This window comes from Spirillospora sp. CA-128828 (assembly GCF_050945415.1).
Classification (GTDB): Bacteria; Actinomycetota; Actinomycetes; order Streptosporangiales; family Streptosporangiaceae; genus Spirillospora.
The window spans coordinates 4567210-4585390 of sequence record NZ_CP191986.1 but is presented as its reverse complement, the minus strand read 5'-3'; the positions used below and the strand labels follow the sequence as shown (position 1 = coordinate 4585390).

Below are 18181 nucleotides of genomic sequence, written 5' to 3'. Positions count from 1 at the left end.
GCCGCCTTCCTCGCCGCGCGCCGGGCACGGCATAGCCACGGTCAGGACGATCTGCCGAGAAGGTAGGCGGCACCGGTGGCCCACGACCACGGCAAACATCGCCAAAGTGGTATTGACCAGTCGCCACAATGGGACATACGGTGTGCGACGACGAGAACAGCGGCCGCAGGAGGTGAAAGGCGTGCCATCCGCCGGTGAGGCCCGGTCCGGGAGCACGAAACGGCAGGCGGTGCGCCGCGAGCTGCTCGCCATGCTGGACGGCCTGGACGTCGGCGACGCGCTGCCGTCCGAGCGCCGGCTGGCCGAGGAGCTCGGCGTGTCCCGGCCCACGCTGCGGCAGGCCATCGACGGCCTCGTCGCCGAGGGCCTGCTCGACCGGCGGCACGGGAGCGGAACCTACGTCGCCGAACCGCGGATCGCCGTGTCGCTGACCATGACCTCGTTCACCGAGGACATGATCAGGCGCGGGATGAAGCCGGGCGGCCGGGTGCTGTCGTTCCGCACCGAGACGGCGGGCGCGCGGATCGGCCGGCGGCTGGCCCTGTCACCCGTCGAAGAGGTATTTACCATTCGCCGGCTCCGGCTGGCGGACGGGACCACCATGGCCATCGAGACCCTCTACCTGCCCCGGTCGCTGATGCCGGGCCTGCGCAGGCACGACCTCGAAGGGCAGTCGTTCTACGACCTGCTGCGAGGCCACGGCGTCGTGATCGCCTCGGGCACCGAGACGATCGAGCCGACCGTCACCACCGCCGAGGAGGCCGCCGAGCTGGGAGTGCCGGTGCACATGCCGGCCTTCCTGTTCGAGCGGGTCACCCGGGACGAGGCCGGGCGTCCTCTGGAGTACGTCAGGTCCGTCTACCGGGGCGACCGGTACCGGCTGGAACTGGACCTGCGACCGCCGACCCACTGATCCCCGACCCACCGATCCCGGCTCATCGACCAGCGGCCCGGCGCCCGCCGTTCCGGGCGCACGACCGTCCATCCGCGCTGACGGGGGCGACAGCGCACGACCACTCCCCCGAGATGTGGAGGCCGACCTCACCATGGACGTCATCAAGGACATCCTCACGTTCCTGGCCGACAACGTGTTCGGCCAGGTGCCCATCCTCATCGGGATCATCACCCTGCTCGGGCTGATCCTGCAGCGCAAACGGTTCGAGGACGTCTTCGCCGGCGCGCTGCGCGCCACGATCGGCGTGGTCATCCTGTTCATCGGCGTGGAGGTGTTCACCGGCGGGCTGACCAGCTTCCAGACCGTCCTCGCCAGCGCGATGGGGACGACGCCGCCGAAGGCCGGCAACACCCTGGCGGACTTCCTCACCGACCAGGGCGGCACGGTCGCGCTCGTGATCACGGTCGCGTTCCTCGTCCACGTACTGGTGGTGCGGATCTTCCCGGCGGCCCGGTACCTGTACCTGACCGGGCACCTGATGTTCTGGATCAGCACGGTCACGGTCGCCTCCCTGGTGACGATCGCGCCGGACGCCGACCAGCTCACGCTGGTGCTGTGCGGGGCCGGGTTCGTCGCCGCGTACTGGACGCTCCAGCCGCTGTGGATGCGGCCGCTGATGCGCCGCGTCATGCCGGACGACCGGTTCGGGTTCGCGCACACCAGCTCGCTCGCCTGCCTGATCACCGGCTTCGCGGCCCGCCCGCTCGGCAGCCGCGACAAGCACGACACCGAGAAGCTGAAGCTGCCACGCCAGCTGTCGTTCTTCAAGGACGTCAACGTCAGCACCGCGCTGATCATCACGGTGATCATGCTGATCGGGGTCGCGCTCGCCGACGACGGCGTGGTGACCAAGGCCGCGGCCGAGATGGACGACAAACTGTCCCCATGGGTGTGGGCGATCCTGGTCGGCCTCCGGTTCGCCGGCGGCATCGCGATCCTGCTGTTCGGCGTGCGGATGTTCCTCGGCGAGATCGTCCCGGCGTTCAAGGGGTTCAGCGACCGCGTCATCCCCGGCACCCGCCCCGCGCTGGACGCGCCGACCGTGTTCCCGGTCGCGCCGACCGCGGTCATGGTCGGCTTCGTCGCCTCGACCGCCGTGTTCCTGGTCTGCCTGGGCGTGTTCGCCGGCGCCGGCTGGTTCACCCTCGCCCCGCCCATGATCATGCTGTTCTTCGTGGGCGGCGCGGCGGCGCTGTTCGGCAACGTGGTGGCCGGCTGGCGCGGCGCCGTCCTCGGCGGCGTGATCACCGGGCTGGTCCTCGCGTTCGGCCAGGCCGTCACCTGGGACCTGTACGAGAAGACCGCGCCCGAGCTCGCCACCCTCGCCGACCCCGACTGGTACGCGATCGCGTGGCTGCTGAAGGCCGTGGACCCGGTGGCCGGCGGCTCCGCGATCTGGCTCGTGCCCGCGGTCGCGCTCGCCGCGATGGTCGCTACCCTGCTGCTCCTCGGCCGCGCCGAGAAGCGCCGGGCGCCGGCGGACGAGGACGCCGCACCCGAGGACAAGGCCGCCGCGACGGCCTGACCCGCCTACGGAGAGAGAAGAAACGAGATGGCACTGGACCGGCAACTGGAGATCCTCGCGGTCTGCGGCGTCGGCATGGGCTCCAGCCTGATGCTCAAGATGACCGCCGAGGACGCGCTGCGCTCGCTCGGCGTGGACGCGCGGGTGGAGAACGCCGACGTGTCCACGGCGCGCGGAATGGCACCCGACGTGATCATCGGCCAGGGCATGCACACCAGCGAGATCGCCGACCTCGCGCCCGTGGTGATCACCATCAGCGACTTCCTGGACAAGGACGGGCTGGAGGCCCGGCTCAGGGAGCACTTCACCGAGCAGGGCTGGCTTCCGTGACGGCTCACTCCGAGGGGGCGACCCCCCGGGCCCCCAAGGAACGACCGGTCATCGCCGCCACCGACCTCGCAGGCGCACGCGACTGGCGGGAGGCCGTCCGGGCGGCGGCCTCCGCGCTCGTCGACGCGGGCGCGGCGGGCGCGGGCTACCCGGATGCGTGCGTCAGGGTGGTGGAGGAGAACGGCCCGTACATCGTGCTGACGAAGGGGCTCGCGCTCGTCCACGCCCGTCCCGAGGAGGGCGGGCTGGCCGTCGGAGTCGGCGCGACCCGGCTGGCCGCGCCGGTCGAGTTCGGTCATCCTGACAACGACCCGGTCGACCTGCTGCTCGCGTTCTGCACGCCCGACCCGGACGCGCACGTCGGCACCCTGTCCGGGCTGGCGCGGGCGCTGTCCGGCGGCCTGGCGGACCGGCTCCGCGCGGCGTCCGGCGAGGACGACCTGGCCCGCGCCCTGAAGGAGGCCCTCGCCCATGCATGAGCACACCCGGACGAAGCTCCCAGGCCGGGTGCGGAACCTGCTGGACGACCTCGACGCGGCCTCGGGACGGGCGGCCGGTGACGCGGCCGCCCTGCTGCTGGAGTCGATCGAGGCCGACGGGATCGTGCACGTCGCCGGGGCGGGGCACTCCCTGGCGATGGTGTGCGAGACGTTCTACCGGGCGGGCGGCCTCGCCGCCGTCCGCCCGATCTGGGATCCGGCGGTGTTCCCGCTCGACCACGCGCTGCGCAGCACCCGTGCCGAGCGGCGGGGCGGCGTGGGGCGCGCGGTGGTCGAGAAGGCGGCGCCCGCACCGCCGGACGTGGCGGTGGTGTTCTCCACCAGCGGACGGAACCCGTATCCGGTCGAGATCGCCGAGGAGTGCGCGGCACGGGGCGTGCCGGTCGTCGCGGTGACGTCGGCGCGCGCGTCGGAGGGGGCCGCGGCGCGGGCCGACACGACGCTGGCCGACCACGCGGCGATAGTGCTGGACACGCGCGTCCCGCCCGGGGACGTCCTGCATCCGGCGGAGGCGCCGCGCACCGCGGCGGTCTCCACGGTCCTGGCCGCGTACGCGTGGGCGCGGGTGCTGGCCGACCTGGACGATCTCGCGGCGGCACGCGGCGTCGACCTGCCGCGCTGGACGAGCGCGAACGTCCCGGGCGGCGACGACGTGAACGCCCGTCTGCTGGCGCGCTACCGAGACCGGGTCCCCGAGCTGACGGGCGGCGAATAGCCGGGGGAACAGCCCCTCATCCTGCGGCGTTTCGCATATGGTGCGGCTCGCCCGCCATGACAAGATGCGGGGTTCACATCGGACCGGAACGAGGAGCGAGATGACGACCAGACCGACCGGGGACGACCTTCTTTCCGTGTTCACGCGCGCGGACCTCGGCGGCGATCAGAAGCTCGACCTGATGGAGTTCACGATGGTCCTGGACGAGCTCGGGCTCGCCTGGTCGCGCGCCGAGACGCAGGACAGGTTCGAGAAGGCGGACGCCAACCTCGACGGGTTCATCTCCTACGAGGAGTTCCGCGCCATCCTCGAGTCCGAGGGCTGGGCCGGGGGCTCCCTGCCCGGCACGCACGCCTGATCACGCCGAAGACGAAGGGCCCGCCGGCCGTGCCGGCGGGCCCTTCTCATGCGCGTCAGGCCTTCCGGCCGCGCAGCCGCCGGTACCTGCGCACGAGGGCGGCCGTGGACGGGTCGGGCGCCTGCGCCGGCGGCTCCTGCGAGGTGAGCGCCGGGGCCAGGTCCATCGCCATGACCTTGCCGAGCTCGACGCCCCACTGGTCGAAGGAGTCGATGCCCCAGATCGTCCCTTCGACGAACACGATGTGCTCGTAGAGCGCGACGAGCGAGCCGAGCGTCTTCGGGGTGAGCTTCGGCACGAGGATCGTGCTGGTCGGCCGGTTGCCCGGCATCACCTTGTGCGGGACGACCGCGGCGGGCGCGCCCTCGGCGGCGATCTCCTCGGCGGTCTTGCCGAACGCGAGCGCCGACGTCTGAGCGAGCATGTTCGCGGTCAGCAGGTCGTGCATGCCGGCGCGGTCCTCGAACGGCTCGGCGAACCCGATGAAGTCGGCCGGGACCAGCCGGGTGCCCTGGTGCAGCAGCTGGTAGAAGGCGTGCTGGCCGTTGGTGCCGGGCTCGCCCCAGAAGATCTCACCGGTCTGCGCGACGACGGGCGCGCCGTCGGCGCGGACCGACTTGCCGTTGGACTCCATCGTGAGCTGCTGGAGGTAGGCGGGGAGCCGCGAGAGGCGCTGGCTGTAGGGCAGGACGGCCCGGGTCTGCGCGCCGAAGAAGTCGGTGTACCAGACCCCGAGCAGCCCCATCAGCACCGGCATGTTCGCCTCGAACGGCGCGGTGCGGAAGTGCTCGTCGATCTCCCGGAAGCCCGCGAGCATCTCGCGGAACGCCTCGCCGCCGATCGCGATCATCAGGGAGAGGCCGATGGCGCCGTCGAAGGAGTAGCGTCCGCCGACCCAGTCCCAGAAGCCGAACATGTTGGCGGTGTCGATGCCGAACTCGGCGACTCGCTCGGCGTTGGTGGAGACCGCGACGAAATGCCGGGAGACGGCCTTGTCGTCGCCGAGGCCCTCGATGAGCCACTGCCGCGCGACCTTGGCGTTGGTGAGCGTCTCCAGCGTCCCGAACGTCTTGGAGCTGATGACGAACAGCGTCTGCTCCGGGTCGAGCCCGGCGAGCTTCCCGACGATGTCGGCCGGGTCGATGTTGGAGACGAACCGGCAGGAGATCCCGGCGTCGGCGAAGTCGTGGAGGGCCTCGTAGGCCATGGCGGGGCCGAGGTCGGAGCCGCCGATCCCGATGTTCACGACGGTCGTGATCCGCTTCCCGGTGAACCCCGTCCACTCCCCCGAGCGGACCCGCCCGGCGAAGGCGGCCATCTTGTCCAGGACGGCGTGGACGTCTCCCGAGACGTCCTGCCCGTCGGCGGTCAGGGCCTCTCCGGGCGGCAGCCGCAGCGCGGTGTGCAGGACGGCCCGGTCCTCGCTGACGTTGATGTGCTCGCCGGTGAACATCGCCTCGATCCGGGCGCGCAGCCCGGCCCGCTCGGCGAGCGCGGTGAGCAGCGTCAGGGTCTCGCCGGTGACCCTGTGCTTGGAGTAGTCCAGGTAGAGGTCCCCCGCGGTCGCGGTCATCCGGTCGGCGCGCCCCGGATCGTCCGCGAACAGCTCGCGCAGGTGCCGCCCCGCGAGCGCCGCCTGGTGCTCGGCGAGCGCGGACCATTCGGGCGACTCGGTGATATCAGCCATTGCCTCTCTCATCTCCTTGCGGGGCGAGGTCCTCTCCTCGCGGGGCGGGCGCCGCGCGTCCCCCGGGCGCCCCGCCGTTCCCCACCGGCGATCATAGGTCGACCGCGCGTGACCGTATCAGGGCCGTCCCCCACCGCGCAGGCGTCCGCACCCGCGAGTAGGGTCACCGGCAGGTTGCAGGAGGTTCCCTGATGAGCGACGCCCCGTACGCCATCGCGCACATGTTCGACCTGACGCCGCTCGGCGAGGACTCGTTCATGGCCACGTCTCCGCCGGTGGGGCGGCCGCGGCTGTTCGGCGGGCAGGTCGCCGGGCAGAGCCTGCGCGCCGCGTGCCTGACGGCCGGCGGGCGCCCGCCGCACTCCCTGCACGCGTACTTCATCCGCCCGGGCTCACCGGACGAGCCGCTGGCCTTCGACGTCGCCCGCACCCGGGACGGCCGCTCGTTCTCGACCCGGCACGTGACCGCGAGCCAGGGCGGGAAGCCGATCCTGGAGCTGATCGCCTCGTTCCACGACCCGGAGGACGGGTTCGACTGGCAGGACGCCCCGCCGTCCGGCACGCCCGGCCCCGAGGGGCTGGGCGAGCCGGAGCTGCCGGCGTTCTTCCGGCATCCGGCCGGGTTCGACATCCGGGTGGTGAACCCGCCCGGCGAGAACGGGTTCCCGATGCCGCACCCGTTCTGGATCAAGGCGTCGGCGCCGGTCGGCGACGATCCGGCCCTGCACGCGTGCCTCATCGCCTACCTGTCGGACATGGGGGTCGTCAGCAGCGCCCGCGCCCCCGGCTCGCCGCGGCGCCTCGCCACCGCGGTCACCCTCGACCACGCCGTGTGGTTCCACCGGCCGCCGCGCGTGGACCGGTGGCTGCTCTACTCGGTGGACCCGGTCACGAACCACGGCGCACGCGGCCTGGCCCGCGGGACGCTCCACACCGAGGACGGGACGCTGCTGGCGTCGATCGCCCAGGAGGCGCTCCTGCGCCCCGCCACTCCTTGAGCACGGCCTCTCCCTGAGCACGGCGAAAACCGTTGGGGCGGCGCGGCGGCCGAGGCTAAGGTCCCCGCCCATGGGAGCTCGCGCGAACTTCGCCCTGATCGACGAGGACGGCCTGCGGCTGCACTACTCCCACTGGGGCGCCGACAGGGTGTGCTCAGCACTGGTCGCCGGTCCCGTGGCGGCCGGGCGCTTCATCTCCGCACAGCATCGCTGCGACGACCCGTCCCATGACTGGCTGGACGACGCCTGGGCCGAGGGCGGCGCGGTCGTCGACCACACCGCACGGAACCTGGTCTTCTACGGCGGCCAGCTGTTGCTGGAGCTGCCCTGCAAGCGGGACCCGCCCGCCGCGCTGGACGGGCTGATCTCCGGGATCGCCCGCGAGCGCGGGCCCGACCCGGTGCCGGGGATGCTGGACGCCGTCCGCGGGCACGCCGGGGACCGGGAGGTCGAACTGAACCCGTACTTCACCGCGCACCGGCAGGTGGACGCCTCCGGCACCGAATGGGAAGCGGTCCTGAGCGCCGCCACCGACCTGCGCGCCCGCCTCGCCGCAGGGTCCTGACGGGACGTTCGCGACGCCGGTGCCGAGCATGATCGCGACCGGGGTTAGGCTCGCCCTCGACCGTCCGAGGGCGGGTGGAGCGCGTTTCGAGGGGAGTCCCGGGTGAGCGAGCGGGCGTTCTGGGTGGGCACGTACACCGGAGAGGCCGGCGGCGGCGCCGGGATCTACCGGGTGGCGCGGCGTGCGGACGGCTCGCTGGAGGCCCCCGGGCTCGCCGCCGAGGCGGTGTGCCCGTCGTACCTGGCCGTCCATCCGGCGGCGAACGTCCTGTACGCGGTGCGGGAGGAGGACGGGGGCGGGGTTCTCGCCTACGAGGTGACCGGCTCAGGGCTGCGGCAGGTCGGAACGCGCCGGGCGGGGGCACTGCCGTGTCATCTGTCCGTGGCACCGGACGGCGGCCATCTGCTCGTCGCCGACTACGGGTCCGGGACGGTCCGGGCCGTCCCGCTCGGCCCGGACGGCGGTTTCACCGGCGATCCCGCCGTCGCCGAGGGGCACGGGAGCGGGCCGAGGGCCGACCGCCAGGAGGGCCCGCACGCCCACGCGACCGCCCACGCACCGGACGGCACCGTGCTCGCGACCGACCTGGGGGCGGATCTCGTGCGGTCCTTCCGGATCGACGACGGCGTCCTGCGGCTCGTCGGGGAGACGGCCCTGCCGGCCGGGTGCGGGCCGCGGCATCTGGCCGTCCACCCGGGCGGGTACGTGCACGTGCTCACCGAACTGGCGACGACCGTGCTGGTGCTGCGGCCGGCGGACGGGTACGCGAGGCTGGAGACCGTGGCGGAGTCGCCCGCGACGGCGGATCCGGCGGGTGACCGCGCGCAGGGCGCGGCGATCAAGCTCGGCGACGGCGGCCGGTACGTGTACACGTCGATGCGCGGGACCGATGTGGTGACGGCGCACCGGGTGCTCGACGGCGGCGCGGCGCTCAAGCCGGTCGCCGACGTCCCGTCCGGCGGTCACTGGCCCCGCGACCTGCACGTGGACGGCGAGTGGATGCATGTGGCCAACGAGCGGAGCGACACGATCGCGACGTTCCTCATCGGCGGTGACGGTGTCCCGGTGCCGGCGGGGGCGCCGCTGCGCGTCCCCTCCCCGGTGTGCGTGATCCCCGCCTGAGCGGCGGCCCGGCAGGCGTTTCCTGGAGCGCGCCACGGGCACCTCCCGGGTGAACAAGACGGACACCCAGGGAGCATCCCGACATGACGACGATCGCCACGACCAACCCCGCGACGGGCGAGGTCGAGAAGACCTTCGACGCGCTGACCGACGAGGATGTCGACCGGCGCATCGCGCGGGCGGCGAACACGTTCGCGTCCTACCGCACGACCGGGGTGGAGCAGCGCGCGGAGTGGATGAACGCGGCGGCGGACATCCTGGACCGGGAGGCCGACCAGATCGCCGCCATGCTGACGACGGAGATGGGCAAGACGCTGAAGGCCGCCGGGGCGGAGGCGCAGAAATGCGCCAAGGCGTGCCGGTTCTACGCCGGGCGTGCGGCGGAGTTCCTCGCCGACCGGCGTCCCGCCGACGCGGCGGCGGTGGGCGCGCGGGACGCCTATGTCCGCTACCAGCCGCTCGGGCCGGTGCTGGCGATCATGCCGTGGAACTTCCCGCTGTGGCAGGTGATCAGGTTCGCCGCGCCGGGCCTGATGGCGGGGAACGTGGGGCTGCTGAAGCACTCCTCGAACGTCCCGCAGACGGCGCTGTTCCTGGAGGACCTGTTCCGCCGCGCCGGTTTCCCCGAGGGCGCCTTCCAGACTCTGCTGATCGGCTCGTCCAAGGTCGAGCGGGTGCTGCGCGACCCGCGGGTGAAGGCGGCGACGCTCACCGGCAGCGAGCCGGCGGGGCGGTCGGTCGCCGCGATCGCCGGGGACGAGGTCAAGCCGACCGTGCTGGAACTGGGCGGCAGCGACCCGTTCGTGGTGATGCCGTCCGCCGACATCGAGGCGGCGGCGCGGACGGCGGCGGAGTCCCGCTGCCTCAACAACGGGCAGAGCTGCATCTCGGCGAAGCGGTTCATCGCCGACACCGGCTGCGCGGACGAGTTCGAGCGGCTCTTCGTCGAGAACATGCGCGCGAAGAAGGTCGGCGACCCGATGGACGACTCCACCGACGTCGGACCCCTCGTCAGCGAGGACGGGCGCGCCGACGTCGAGGAGCTGGTCGCCGACGCGGTGGCCAAGGGCGCGACGGTGCTGTGCGGCGGCGAGCGCCCGAGCGGGCCCGGCTGGTTCTACCCGCCGACCGTGATCTCCGGCGTGACACCCGAGATGCGCATGTACCACGAGGAGGTCTTCGGGCCGGTCGCGTCGCTGTTCCGCGTGCGCGGGGTGTCGGAGGCGGTCGAGGTCGCGAACGCGACGGGGTTCGGTCTCGGCTCCAACGCCTGGACGCGCGACGACGTCGAGCGGGAACGGTTCGTCCGCGAGCTGGACGCCGGGCAGGTCTTCATCAACGGGATGGTGACGTCCTACCCCGAGCTCCCGTTCGGCGGGGTGAAGCGCTCCGGGTACGGGCGCGAGCTGTCGGAGGAGGGCCTGCACGCGTTCTGCAACGCCAAGACCGTCTGGGCCGGCTGACCCTCCCCCGCGACACGTGGACCGCATGCTCCTACCGGGCGGGCCCGGTCACCGGACGGCCTGCGGGACCTTCCACGGATTTCCGTCCCGCAGCGGCGGCGGCAGAAGGTCCTGCGGCCAGCCCTGGTAGGCGACCGGCCGCAGGAACCGCTCGATCGCGGCCGTGCCGACCGACGTGGTGGCGGGCGCCGTCGTGGCGGGGTACGGGCCGCCGTGCTGCATCGCGTGCGTGACCGAGACGCCGGTGGGCCACTGGTTCCACAGGACGCGGCCGCTGCGGTCGGCGAGCACGGCGGCGAGTGCCCGGAGGTCGCCGGTCTCGTCCTGCTCGGCGTGCAGCGAGGTGGTCAGCTGGCCGGGCAGGGCCGCGAGGACGTCCGCGACGTCGGCGAGCCGTTCGTAGGTGACGACGAGGCCGATCGGCCCGAAGCACTCCTCCCCCGCCGCGTCGACGTCGTCCTTGAACGCCTCCAGATCCATGGTGAGCAGGCGGGGCGCCGGCGAGATCTCGTCGTCCGGCCACACCAGACGGCGCACGCCGGGACGCACGCCCAGCGCGCCCGCCGCCGCCAGGAACCCGGACCTGATGCGCTCGTTCAGCATCGGGGCGCCGGCGATCTCGCGGAGATGCGCGGTGATCTCCTCCAGCAGCCCGGCGGGCGCGAACAGCAGGCCGGGATTGGTGCAGAACTGGCCCGCGCCCAGGGTGAGGGACGCCGTGTACCCCCTGGCGATCTCCTCGGCGCGGGCCCGGGCGGCGCCGGGCGTCACCACGGACGGGTTGACGCTGCCCATCTCGCCGTAGAACGGGATCGGCACCGGACGCTCCGCGGCGATCCTCGCGAGGGCGAGGCCGCCCCGCTGGGAGCCGGTGAACGCGGCGGCGGCGATGCCGGGGTGCCGCAGCGCCGCGACGCCCGCGTCCTCGCCCTCGATCAGGCCGAACACGCCGGCGGGCAGCCCTGACCCGGCGATCGCCTCGGCCGTCCGGCGGGACAGCCTGGGATGGCCGGGGTGGGCCTTGACCACGACGGGGCAGCCCGCCGCCCACGCCGACGCGGTGTCGCCGCCGGCGACGCTGAACGCGAACGGGAAGTTGCTCGCCGCGAACACCAGCACCGGGCCCACCGCCGTCCGGTAGCGGCGCAGGTCGGGACGGGGCCCGGTAGGCCACTCCGGATCCGGCCGGTCGATCCGGGCGTCGTAGAAGGCGCCGTCCAGCACCTGCTCGGCGAACAGCCTCAGCTGGAACGTGGTCCGGCTCAGCTCGCCGTTCAGCCTCGGCCCGCCGAGGCGGGTCTCCTCGTCGGCGAGCGCGACCAGTTCCGCACGGGCGGCCTCCAGCGCGTCCGCGATCGCGGTCAGGTGCCCGGCGCGCTCCGCGGGCGGGGCGGCGGCCCAGCCGGCCGCGGCGGACACGGCGGCGGAAACGGCCTGGTCCGGTGTCATGACGTGCTCCCTTCGTCCTTGGGGTCCGGGGCGGTGCGGGTGGTTTCCGGGGCCCGGTTCTCCACCGAGTTCCGGTACCCGTAGAAGATGTAGACGACCAGGCCGAGCAGCATCCAGACCACGAACCGGACCCAGGTGATCCAGTCGAGGTTGGCGATGAGCCAGATCGAGAAGGCGATGCCGATCAGCGGCACCAGCGGCACCCAGGGGGTGCGGAACGAGCGTGGCAGGTCCGGGCGGGTGCGGCGCATCACCATCACGGCGATCGCGACCACGATGAACGCCATCAGGATGCCGATGTTGGTGAGGTCGGCGGCCTCCTTGATCGGCAGGAATCCGGCGATGACCGCCGAGCCGACGCCGACGAGCCAGATGACGCGGGTCGGCACCTGCCGCCTCGGGTGGTTCCGGGCGAAGTAGGCGGGCAGCAGGCCGTCCCGGCTCATCGAGAACCAGACGCGGGTCACGGCCAGCATGTTCGCGAGCGCGGAGGTGGTGATGCCGACGACGGCGCCGACCGCGACGACGGTTCCGAGGCCGGCCAGGCCGACGGAGGCGAGCGCGCTGGAGAACGGGCTCTTGACGTCGATGTGCCGGTAGTCCTGCATGCCCAGCAGGACGATGCAGACCAGCAGGTAGATGACCGCGGCGATGGCCAGCGAGATGACGATCGCCTTCGGCAGCACCTTCTTGGCCTCGGCGCTCTCCTCCGCGGCCGCGCTCATCGCGTCGTAGCCGTACACGGCGAAGAACGTGGTGGCGGCGCCGGTGACGGCGCCGCCGATGCCGAACGGCAGGAACGGGCTGAAGTTGCCGGCGGAGACGTGGAACGCGCCCGCGACGATCACCAGCGCGACGATGCCGAGCTTGACCACGACGAGGATCGTCTCGAACCGCGCGGACTCCTTCGTCCCGCGCGACAGCACGAAGGCCAGCAGCAGGCACAGCAGCGCCGCGAACAGGTCGACCTTGTGGCCGGCGCCGGTGCCGGGCGCGCCGAGCGCCCAGTGCGGGATGTCAAGGCCGACCTGGTCGAGGATGTACGACAGGTAGCCGGAGATGGCGATCGCGACGACGGCGACGATCGCGGTGTACTCGAGCAGCAGGTCCCACCCGATCGCCCAGCCGACCGCTTCGCCGAGCGCCGCGTAGGAGTAGGTGTAGGCGGAGCCTGCCTTCGGGATCGTTCCGGCGAACTCGGCGTAGCAGAGCGCGGCGGCGGCGCTGGCGATGATGGCGATCAGGAACGAGATCATCACGCCTGGGCCGGCGTCGTCGTGGGCCACGACGCCGGCGAGCGAGAACACGCCGGCGCCGACCAGCCCGCCGAGGCTGAGCGCGACGAGCTGCCACAGCCCCATGGTGCGGCGGAGGCCGCCCTCGGTCTCCTCCTCCGACGAGTCGACGGGCTTCAGGCGGAAGACGCCCGCGCGGGTGAACAGCCCGGTTCCGGCCGGACCCCGGGGCGGTCGTGTTTTCGGCATGGCTTGGGACATGAAGGTCCCTCCCGACTGGGTGCAGGGGACTACCAATGTGGTGATTGCGGCGGCCAGGCCGCCGTGAAGGGCTCGTGACGAGCCGGCCGGAGGGCCGCGTCTAGAGGACGAAGCCCTCGGGGAAGGGGTCGGCGGGGTCGAGCAGGTAGGTGGCGGTGCCGGTGATCCATGCCCGCCCGGTGAACTCCGGGATCACCGCCGGGAGGCCGCCGGCCTCGGCGGTGCCGACGAGGCGCCCGGTGAAGCGGGTGCCGATGAACGACTCGTTGACGAACTCGGTGTGCAGCGGCAGCTCGCCGCGCGCGTGGAGCTGCGCCATCCGGGCGGAGGTGCCGGTGCCGCACGGCGAGCGGTCGAACCAGCCCGGGTGGATCGCCATGGCGTTGCGGGAGTGCTTCGCGTCCGAGCCGGGCGCGAGGAACTGGACGTGCTTGCAGCCTCCGATCAGCGGGTCGGCGGGGTGGACGGGACGGTCGGTCTCGTTGATCGCCGCCATGATCGCGAGCCCGGCGGCGAGGATGTCGTCCTTGCGGGCCCGGTCGAACGGCAGGCCGAGGGGTTCCAGCCCGGTGATGGCGTAGAAGTTGCCGCCGTACGCCATGTCGTAGCGGACGTCGCCGAGCCCCGGCACGGCCACGACGGCGTCCTGCCGGAGGGCGAAGGAGGCGATGTTGCGGAGCGTCACGTTCTCGGCGACGCCGTCGCGGACGGCGACCCGGGCCTCGACGAGCCCGGCCGGGGTGTCCAGCCGCACGATCGTCTCCGGCTCGGTCACCTCCACCATCCCGGTCTCGACCAGCACGGTCGCGACGCCGATGGTGCCGTGCCCGCACATCGGCAGGAAGCCGCTGACCTCGATGTACACGACGCCCCAGTCGGCGTCCGGCCGGGTGGGCGGCTGCAGCAGCGCGCCGCTCATCGCGGGGTGGCCGCGCGGCTCGTCCATGAGGAAGCGGCGCAGCCCGTCCAGGTGCTCGACGGCGTACCGGCGGCGTTCGGCCATGGTGGCGCCCGGGATGGGCGCGACCCCGCCGGTGACGACGCGGGTCGGCATCCCCTCGGTGTGCGAGTCGACCGCGGTGATCGACCGGGCCGAGCGCATCAGGCGGCCTGCCGCCGCGCGAGCGCCTCGATGGCACGGGCCATGTCGGCGGTGACGGCGGCGCGGTGCTCGGGGACGAGCGGGCCGCGCGGCGGGCGGCAGGGGCCGCCGTACCGGCCGACCTGCTCCATGCCGAGCTTGATGGCCTGGACGAACTCGGTCCGCGAGTCCCAGCGGAACGCTGCGACGAGCGGCTCGTACAGCGCGAGTGCCTCGGCCAGCCTCCCGGTGGTGGCCAGCTCGTAGAGCAGCGCCGACTCGGCGGGGAACACGTTGGGGAAGCCCGCGAACCAGCCGGTCGCACCCATCAGCAGCGCTTCGAGGGTGACGTCGTCGGCGCCCGCCACGACCTCCAGGCCCGGGGCCTTCTCCTTGATCTCCAGAACGCGGCGCACGTCGCCGGAGAACTCCTTCACCGCCACCACGTTGTCGATCTGGGCGATCTCGGCGAGCAGGTCCGGGGTGAGGTCGACCTTCGTGTCGATCGGGTTGTTGTAGACCATGACCGGCAGGCCGACGGACGCGACCGCCTCGTAGTGCGCGATGACCTCGCCGCGGTTGGCCCGGTACATCGTCGGCGGCAGGCAGAGGACGCCGTCCGCGCCGTCCTCGGCGGCGATCTCCGTCCAGTGCCTGGCCTGGTGGGAGCCGGGGCCGTGCACGCCGACCACGACGACGCCGTCCCTGCCTACGGCTTCGACCGCGGTGCGGGCGACCCGGCGGCGCTCGTCGTCGGTCAGCGAGGAGTACTCGCCAAGGGAGCCGTTGGGGCCGACGCCGCGGCAGCCGCTGCCGACGAGCCAGCGGCAGTGCTCGGCGTAGCGGTCGTAGTCGACGGCGAGCCCGGCGGGGGCGGCGGCGTCCTCGCGGTAGGGCAGCGCCGTCGCCACGATGACGCCGCCGAGGCTCTGGGGCTTGCTGTCGCTCATCGGGCGCTCTCTTTCTTGCCGGGGTTCTCAACTGGGGGTTTCGCAAGTTCGCCGAGCCTGATCGGCTGGGCGACCGGCCTGTGGTGGGGGTTCCCGTCCGACCGGAGCTCGGCGACCGTGGGGCCGCAGATCCGGGCCTGGCAGGGGCCGAGGCCGGCGCGGGTCGCGAGCTTCACCGCGTGCGCGGAGTCCTGCCCGGCCGCGCGCCGCAGGGTTCCGTAGGTGGTGTCCTCGCAGCGGCAGACGATCGTGTCCGGCCGCAGCCATCCGGGCCAGGCCGCGCCGATCGGGTGCGCGGCGGCGAGACGCGCGGCGAAGGCGCGGGCCTGGTCGCGGCGGCGGCGCGCGGCCATCGCCTCGGGGGCGTCCGGGGAGCCGCCGCCGGCGGCCCAGCCGGCGAGGAGGCCCTCGGTCCGGGCGGCCGGCGCTCCGGCGATCCCGGTGATCTCGCCCGCCGCGTACACGGCGGGGACGCTGGTGCGCTGGTCGCCGTCGACCTCGACGAACGCGCCGGCGCGCAGCCGGCACCCGGCCGCTACGGGAAGTTCGAGCCGCGGGCTGAATCCGTGCGTCACGCACAGCGCGTCCACCGCGATGACCTGCTCGGTGCCGGGGACGACCGACCAGTCCGGGCGGAGCCGCGCCGTGACCGCCTCCTCGACGCGCCCGTCGCCCCGGGCCTCGATCACGGCGCGGCCCGTCCGGTACGGGACGCGGTGCCGGGCCAGCAGCGCGGCGTACCCGGCGAGTTCGGCGGCCTTCCCGGGCTGGGAGGCCAGCTCCCAGGGACGGCGCGTCCAGCCGCGCGCCACGGTCGCGGCGGGGTTGGCCTCCAGCACCGCCAGGACGCGCGACCCCGCCTCCAGCAGGGTCGCGGCGACCGGCAGGAGGAACGGGCCGGAACCGGCGATCAATGTCCGGTCGCCCAAGGCCAGGCCCTCCCCCTTCATGAACGCCTGCGCCGCTCCGGCCGTGGAGACGCCGGGCAGCTCCCATCCGGGGAACGGCAGGACACGGTCGTGCGCGCCGGGCGCGAGGACCAGCGCGTCCGGTCGCAGGACGTGCCTGTCCCGTTCCGCCGCGTCGATCTCGCCGCGCAGCACGTGAATGTGGGGCGCGCCGTCCTCGACGCGTTCGATCGACCAGATCGAACTCTCCGGCCACCAGTCGCAGCGCCGGTGCCCGAGCACGTGGTCGCGGAGCCGTTCGAAGCCGCGCCACGCACGGATCTGGCCGCCGGGGCTCTCGGCGGCGTCGACCAGCGTCACCTCCGCGCCGGCGCGCAGCGCTCCGGCCGCCGCGCACAGGCCCGCAGGCCCCGCCCCGGCGATGACGACGTGCCGGCTCATCGGGCCCTGCCTTTCTGGGGGCGACCCCCAGACCCCCGGGCCCGGACGCCCGACGATCCTCGCTTCGCTGCGGTCATCGGGCTCCACCTTTCTGGGGGGGCGACCCCCAGACCCCCGGGCCCGGACGCCCGACGATCCTCGCTTCGCTGCGGTCATCGGGCGTCCTCGCCCGCGCGGGACTGGGTGGTGACGGCGTCGCCGTCGTGGGCGCGGCGCCGGCACGCCCGGACGTCCCTGACGCCGTTCACGGTGACCAGGCAGTCGAAGCACACGCCGATCCCGCAGAAGACGCCGCGCGGCGCGCCGGACGGGCCCCGCCGCCAAGCCCGGCGGCCGGACGCCAGCAGCACGCCGGCGATCGTCTGGCCGTCACGGCCGGTGAAGGGTTCGCCGTCCACGGTGATGCGCAGCGGGCTCAAGGGGTCTCTCCTTCGGTCTGGACGGCCGGGCGGTCCGCGCGGAACGGGGCCGCGTCGATCGCCGGCGCCCGGCCGAGCATCAGGTCGCGCAGGACGGCGGCGGTCCCGGTGGAGAGGCCGATCCCGGCCCCCTCGTGCCCGGTGGCGTGCCACAGGCCGTCCAGGTGCGGGTCGGCGCCGATGACGGGCAGGTGGTCGGAAACGTAGGGGCGGAACCCGCCGTAGGCCCGCATCACGGGCACGCCGGCCAGCGACGGGAACAGCCGCAGCGCCTTGGCCGCGATGACCGACAGCACTTCGGGACGGATCCGGTCGTCGAAACCGACGCGGCGGCGCGAGGAGCCGAGCAGGATCGTCCCGGCGCGGGTCGACTCGACGACGGCGGACGCCTGCAGTTCCCCGGCGCCGCTGCCGACGGCGCCCACGTAGTCGGCGTCGTAGACCTTGTGGAAGACGGTCGGCGGCATCGGCGCGGTCACCAGGACCTCGCCGCGGCGGGGCCGGACGTCCAGCCGGACGCCGAGCCGCCGGGCGACCTGTCCCGCCCATGGGCCGGCCGCGTTGACGAAGGCGTCGCCGCCGATCGTCCCGCCGGAGGTCCGGGCGCCGGTGATGCGGCCGCCGCTGCTGATCGCACCGAGCACCTCGCATCCGGTGCGCACGACGGCACCGGCGCGCACGGCGGCGGCCAGTAGGGCGGTGGCCGCGCCGGCGGGCTGGACCTGCGCGTCCTCGGGATAGTGGACGGCCTTGGTGAACTCCCTGGTGAGCTGGGGTTCGGCGGCGGCGAGGGCGGCCGCGTCGAGATCCTCGGCCGCGACCCCGGCCTTGCGCTGGCCGTCGGCGAACTCCTCCAGCGCGCCGGCGCCTGCCGGGGTGGTCGCGACGACGATGCCGCCCTTGGCGTCCCATTCGACGCCTGCGGCGTTCGGGTCGCCGTCCAGGATCGCGGGCCACAGCTCACGGGACAGCTTCGCCAGTTCCAGCTCAGGGCCCGGCCCCTTGTCGGAGACCAGGACGTTGCCTTCGCCATGGGCCGTGGTCCCGGCGGCGGGGCCGCCGCGGTCGACGACGGTGACCGCGCAGCCCGCGAGGGCCAGCTCGCGGGCGCAGGCCGCGCCGACGATCCCGGCGCCAAGCACCACGACCCGCATACACCCCTCCCGTTCATCGTTCGTTAAACCGAACGATACCGAGCGTAAGCGCGCGCCGCGCGTGA

At 73.4% G+C, this 18181-nt stretch carries 18 protein-coding genes; 10 read left to right on the top strand and 8 right to left on the bottom strand.

The window, feature by feature from the left end; translation table 11 throughout:
* Positions 1 to 181: 181 nt before the first annotated feature.
* From ACQPXG_RS22485 to ACQPXG_RS22460, 6 genes are all read left to right on the top strand, one after another.
* On the top strand, positions 182 to 913 hold the full coding sequence (locus ACQPXG_RS22485; protein ID WP_433469673.1) for a GntR family transcriptional regulator: 732 nt from the start codon (positions 182 to 184) through the stop codon (positions 911 to 913).
* 133 nt (positions 914 to 1046) lie between these two features.
* Positions 1047 to 2480, top strand: a complete 1434-nt coding sequence (locus tag ACQPXG_RS22480; RefSeq protein ID WP_433469672.1) for a PTS ascorbate transporter subunit IIC — start codon at positions 1047 to 1049, stop codon at positions 2478 to 2480.
* Positions 2481 to 2507: 27 nt separating this feature from the next.
* Positions 2508 to 2810: a PTS sugar transporter subunit IIB gene (locus ACQPXG_RS22475; RefSeq protein ID WP_433469671.1), complete on the top strand. Its 303-nt coding sequence runs from the start codon at positions 2508 to 2510 to the stop codon at positions 2808 to 2810.
* A complete protein-coding gene (locus ACQPXG_RS22470) occupies positions 2807 to 3289 on the top strand; it encodes a PTS sugar transporter subunit IIA (RefSeq protein WP_433469670.1) in 483 nt (160 codons plus the stop codon). The genes ACQPXG_RS22475 and ACQPXG_RS22470 overlap by 4 nt, the downstream gene beginning before the upstream one ends.
* Positions 3282 to 4025 carry a sugar isomerase domain-containing protein gene (locus ACQPXG_RS22465; RefSeq protein WP_433469669.1) on the top strand — a complete coding sequence of 248 codons (744 nt, stop codon included), beginning with the start codon at positions 3282 to 3284 and terminating at the stop codon, positions 4023 to 4025. The genes ACQPXG_RS22470 and ACQPXG_RS22465 overlap by 8 nt, the downstream gene beginning before the upstream one ends.
* Positions 4026 to 4125: 100 nt before the next feature.
* Positions 4126 to 4383, top strand: a complete 258-nt coding sequence (locus ACQPXG_RS22460; RefSeq protein WP_433469668.1) for an EF-hand domain-containing protein — start codon at positions 4126 to 4128, stop codon at positions 4381 to 4383.
* Between the two features lie 55 nt (positions 4384 to 4438).
* Here the strand turns inward: ACQPXG_RS22460 and pgi are convergent, their stop codons facing one another.
* Positions 4439 to 6070 (bottom strand): glucose-6-phosphate isomerase, encoded by a 1632-nt coding sequence (gene pgi, locus ACQPXG_RS22455; RefSeq protein ID WP_433469667.1) that lies wholly within the window; start codon positions 6068 to 6070, stop codon positions 4439 to 4441.
* A 191-nt stretch (positions 6071 to 6261) separates the two neighbouring features.
* On the opposite strand from pgi, the gene ACQPXG_RS22450 reads away from it, so the two are divergent.
* From ACQPXG_RS22450 to ACQPXG_RS22435, 4 genes are all read left to right on the top strand, one after another.
* Positions 6262 to 7068: an acyl-CoA thioesterase gene (locus ACQPXG_RS22450; RefSeq protein WP_433469666.1), complete on the top strand. Its 807-nt coding sequence runs from the start codon at positions 6262 to 6264 to the stop codon at positions 7066 to 7068.
* Positions 7069 to 7138: 70 nt separating this feature from the next.
* Complete coding sequence (locus tag ACQPXG_RS22445) at positions 7139 to 7633, top strand: hypothetical protein (RefSeq protein ID WP_433469665.1); 495 nt, start codon at positions 7139 to 7141, stop codon at positions 7631 to 7633.
* A 102-nt stretch (positions 7634 to 7735) separates the two neighbouring features.
* A complete protein-coding gene (locus ACQPXG_RS22440) occupies positions 7736 to 8755 on the top strand; it encodes a lactonase family protein (RefSeq protein WP_433469664.1) in 1020 nt (339 codons plus the stop codon).
* A gap of 83 nt (positions 8756 to 8838) precedes the next feature.
* Complete coding sequence (locus tag ACQPXG_RS22435; protein WP_433469663.1) at positions 8839 to 10218, top strand: NADP-dependent succinic semialdehyde dehydrogenase; 1380 nt, start codon at positions 8839 to 8841, stop codon at positions 10216 to 10218.
* A gap of 48 nt (positions 10219 to 10266) precedes the next feature.
* Here the strand turns inward: ACQPXG_RS22435 and ACQPXG_RS22430 are convergent, their stop codons facing one another.
* From ACQPXG_RS22430 to ACQPXG_RS22400, 7 genes are all read right to left on the bottom strand, one after another.
* The gene (locus ACQPXG_RS22430; RefSeq protein WP_433469662.1) at positions 10267 to 11667 is read right to left on the bottom strand and encodes an aldehyde dehydrogenase (NADP(+)); all 1401 of its coding nucleotides are present in this window, start codon (positions 11665 to 11667) and stop codon (positions 10267 to 10269) included.
* On the bottom strand, positions 11664 to 13151 hold the full coding sequence (locus ACQPXG_RS22425) for an amino acid permease (protein WP_433469661.1): 1488 nt from the start codon (positions 13149 to 13151) through the stop codon (positions 11664 to 11666). Before ACQPXG_RS22425 ends, ACQPXG_RS22430 begins: the two co-directional genes overlap by 4 nt.
* A 112-nt stretch (positions 13152 to 13263) precedes the next feature.
* Positions 13264 to 14265 (bottom strand): proline racemase family protein, encoded by a 1002-nt coding sequence (locus ACQPXG_RS22420; RefSeq protein WP_433469660.1) that lies wholly within the window; start codon positions 14263 to 14265, stop codon positions 13264 to 13266.
* The gene (locus tag ACQPXG_RS22415; RefSeq protein ID WP_433469659.1) at positions 14265 to 15194 is read right to left on the bottom strand and encodes a dihydrodipicolinate synthase family protein; all 930 of its coding nucleotides are present in this window, start codon (positions 15192 to 15194) and stop codon (positions 14265 to 14267) included. Before ACQPXG_RS22415 ends, ACQPXG_RS22420 begins: the two co-directional genes overlap by 1 nt.
* Positions 15191 to 16543 (bottom strand): NAD(P)/FAD-dependent oxidoreductase, encoded by a 1353-nt coding sequence (locus ACQPXG_RS22410; protein WP_433469658.1) that lies wholly within the window; start codon positions 16541 to 16543, stop codon positions 15191 to 15193. The genes ACQPXG_RS22415 and ACQPXG_RS22410 overlap by 4 nt, the downstream gene beginning before the upstream one ends.
* Positions 16544 to 16695: 152 nt before the next feature.
* Positions 16696 to 16962: a (2Fe-2S)-binding protein gene (locus ACQPXG_RS22405; protein WP_433469657.1), complete on the bottom strand. Its 267-nt coding sequence runs from the start codon at positions 16960 to 16962 to the stop codon at positions 16696 to 16698.
* Complete coding sequence (locus ACQPXG_RS22400; RefSeq protein ID WP_433469656.1) at positions 16959 to 18116, bottom strand: NAD(P)/FAD-dependent oxidoreductase; 1158 nt, start codon at positions 18114 to 18116, stop codon at positions 16959 to 16961. The genes ACQPXG_RS22405 and ACQPXG_RS22400 overlap by 4 nt, the downstream gene beginning before the upstream one ends.
* Between the last annotated feature and the right edge of the window lie 65 nt (positions 18117 to 18181).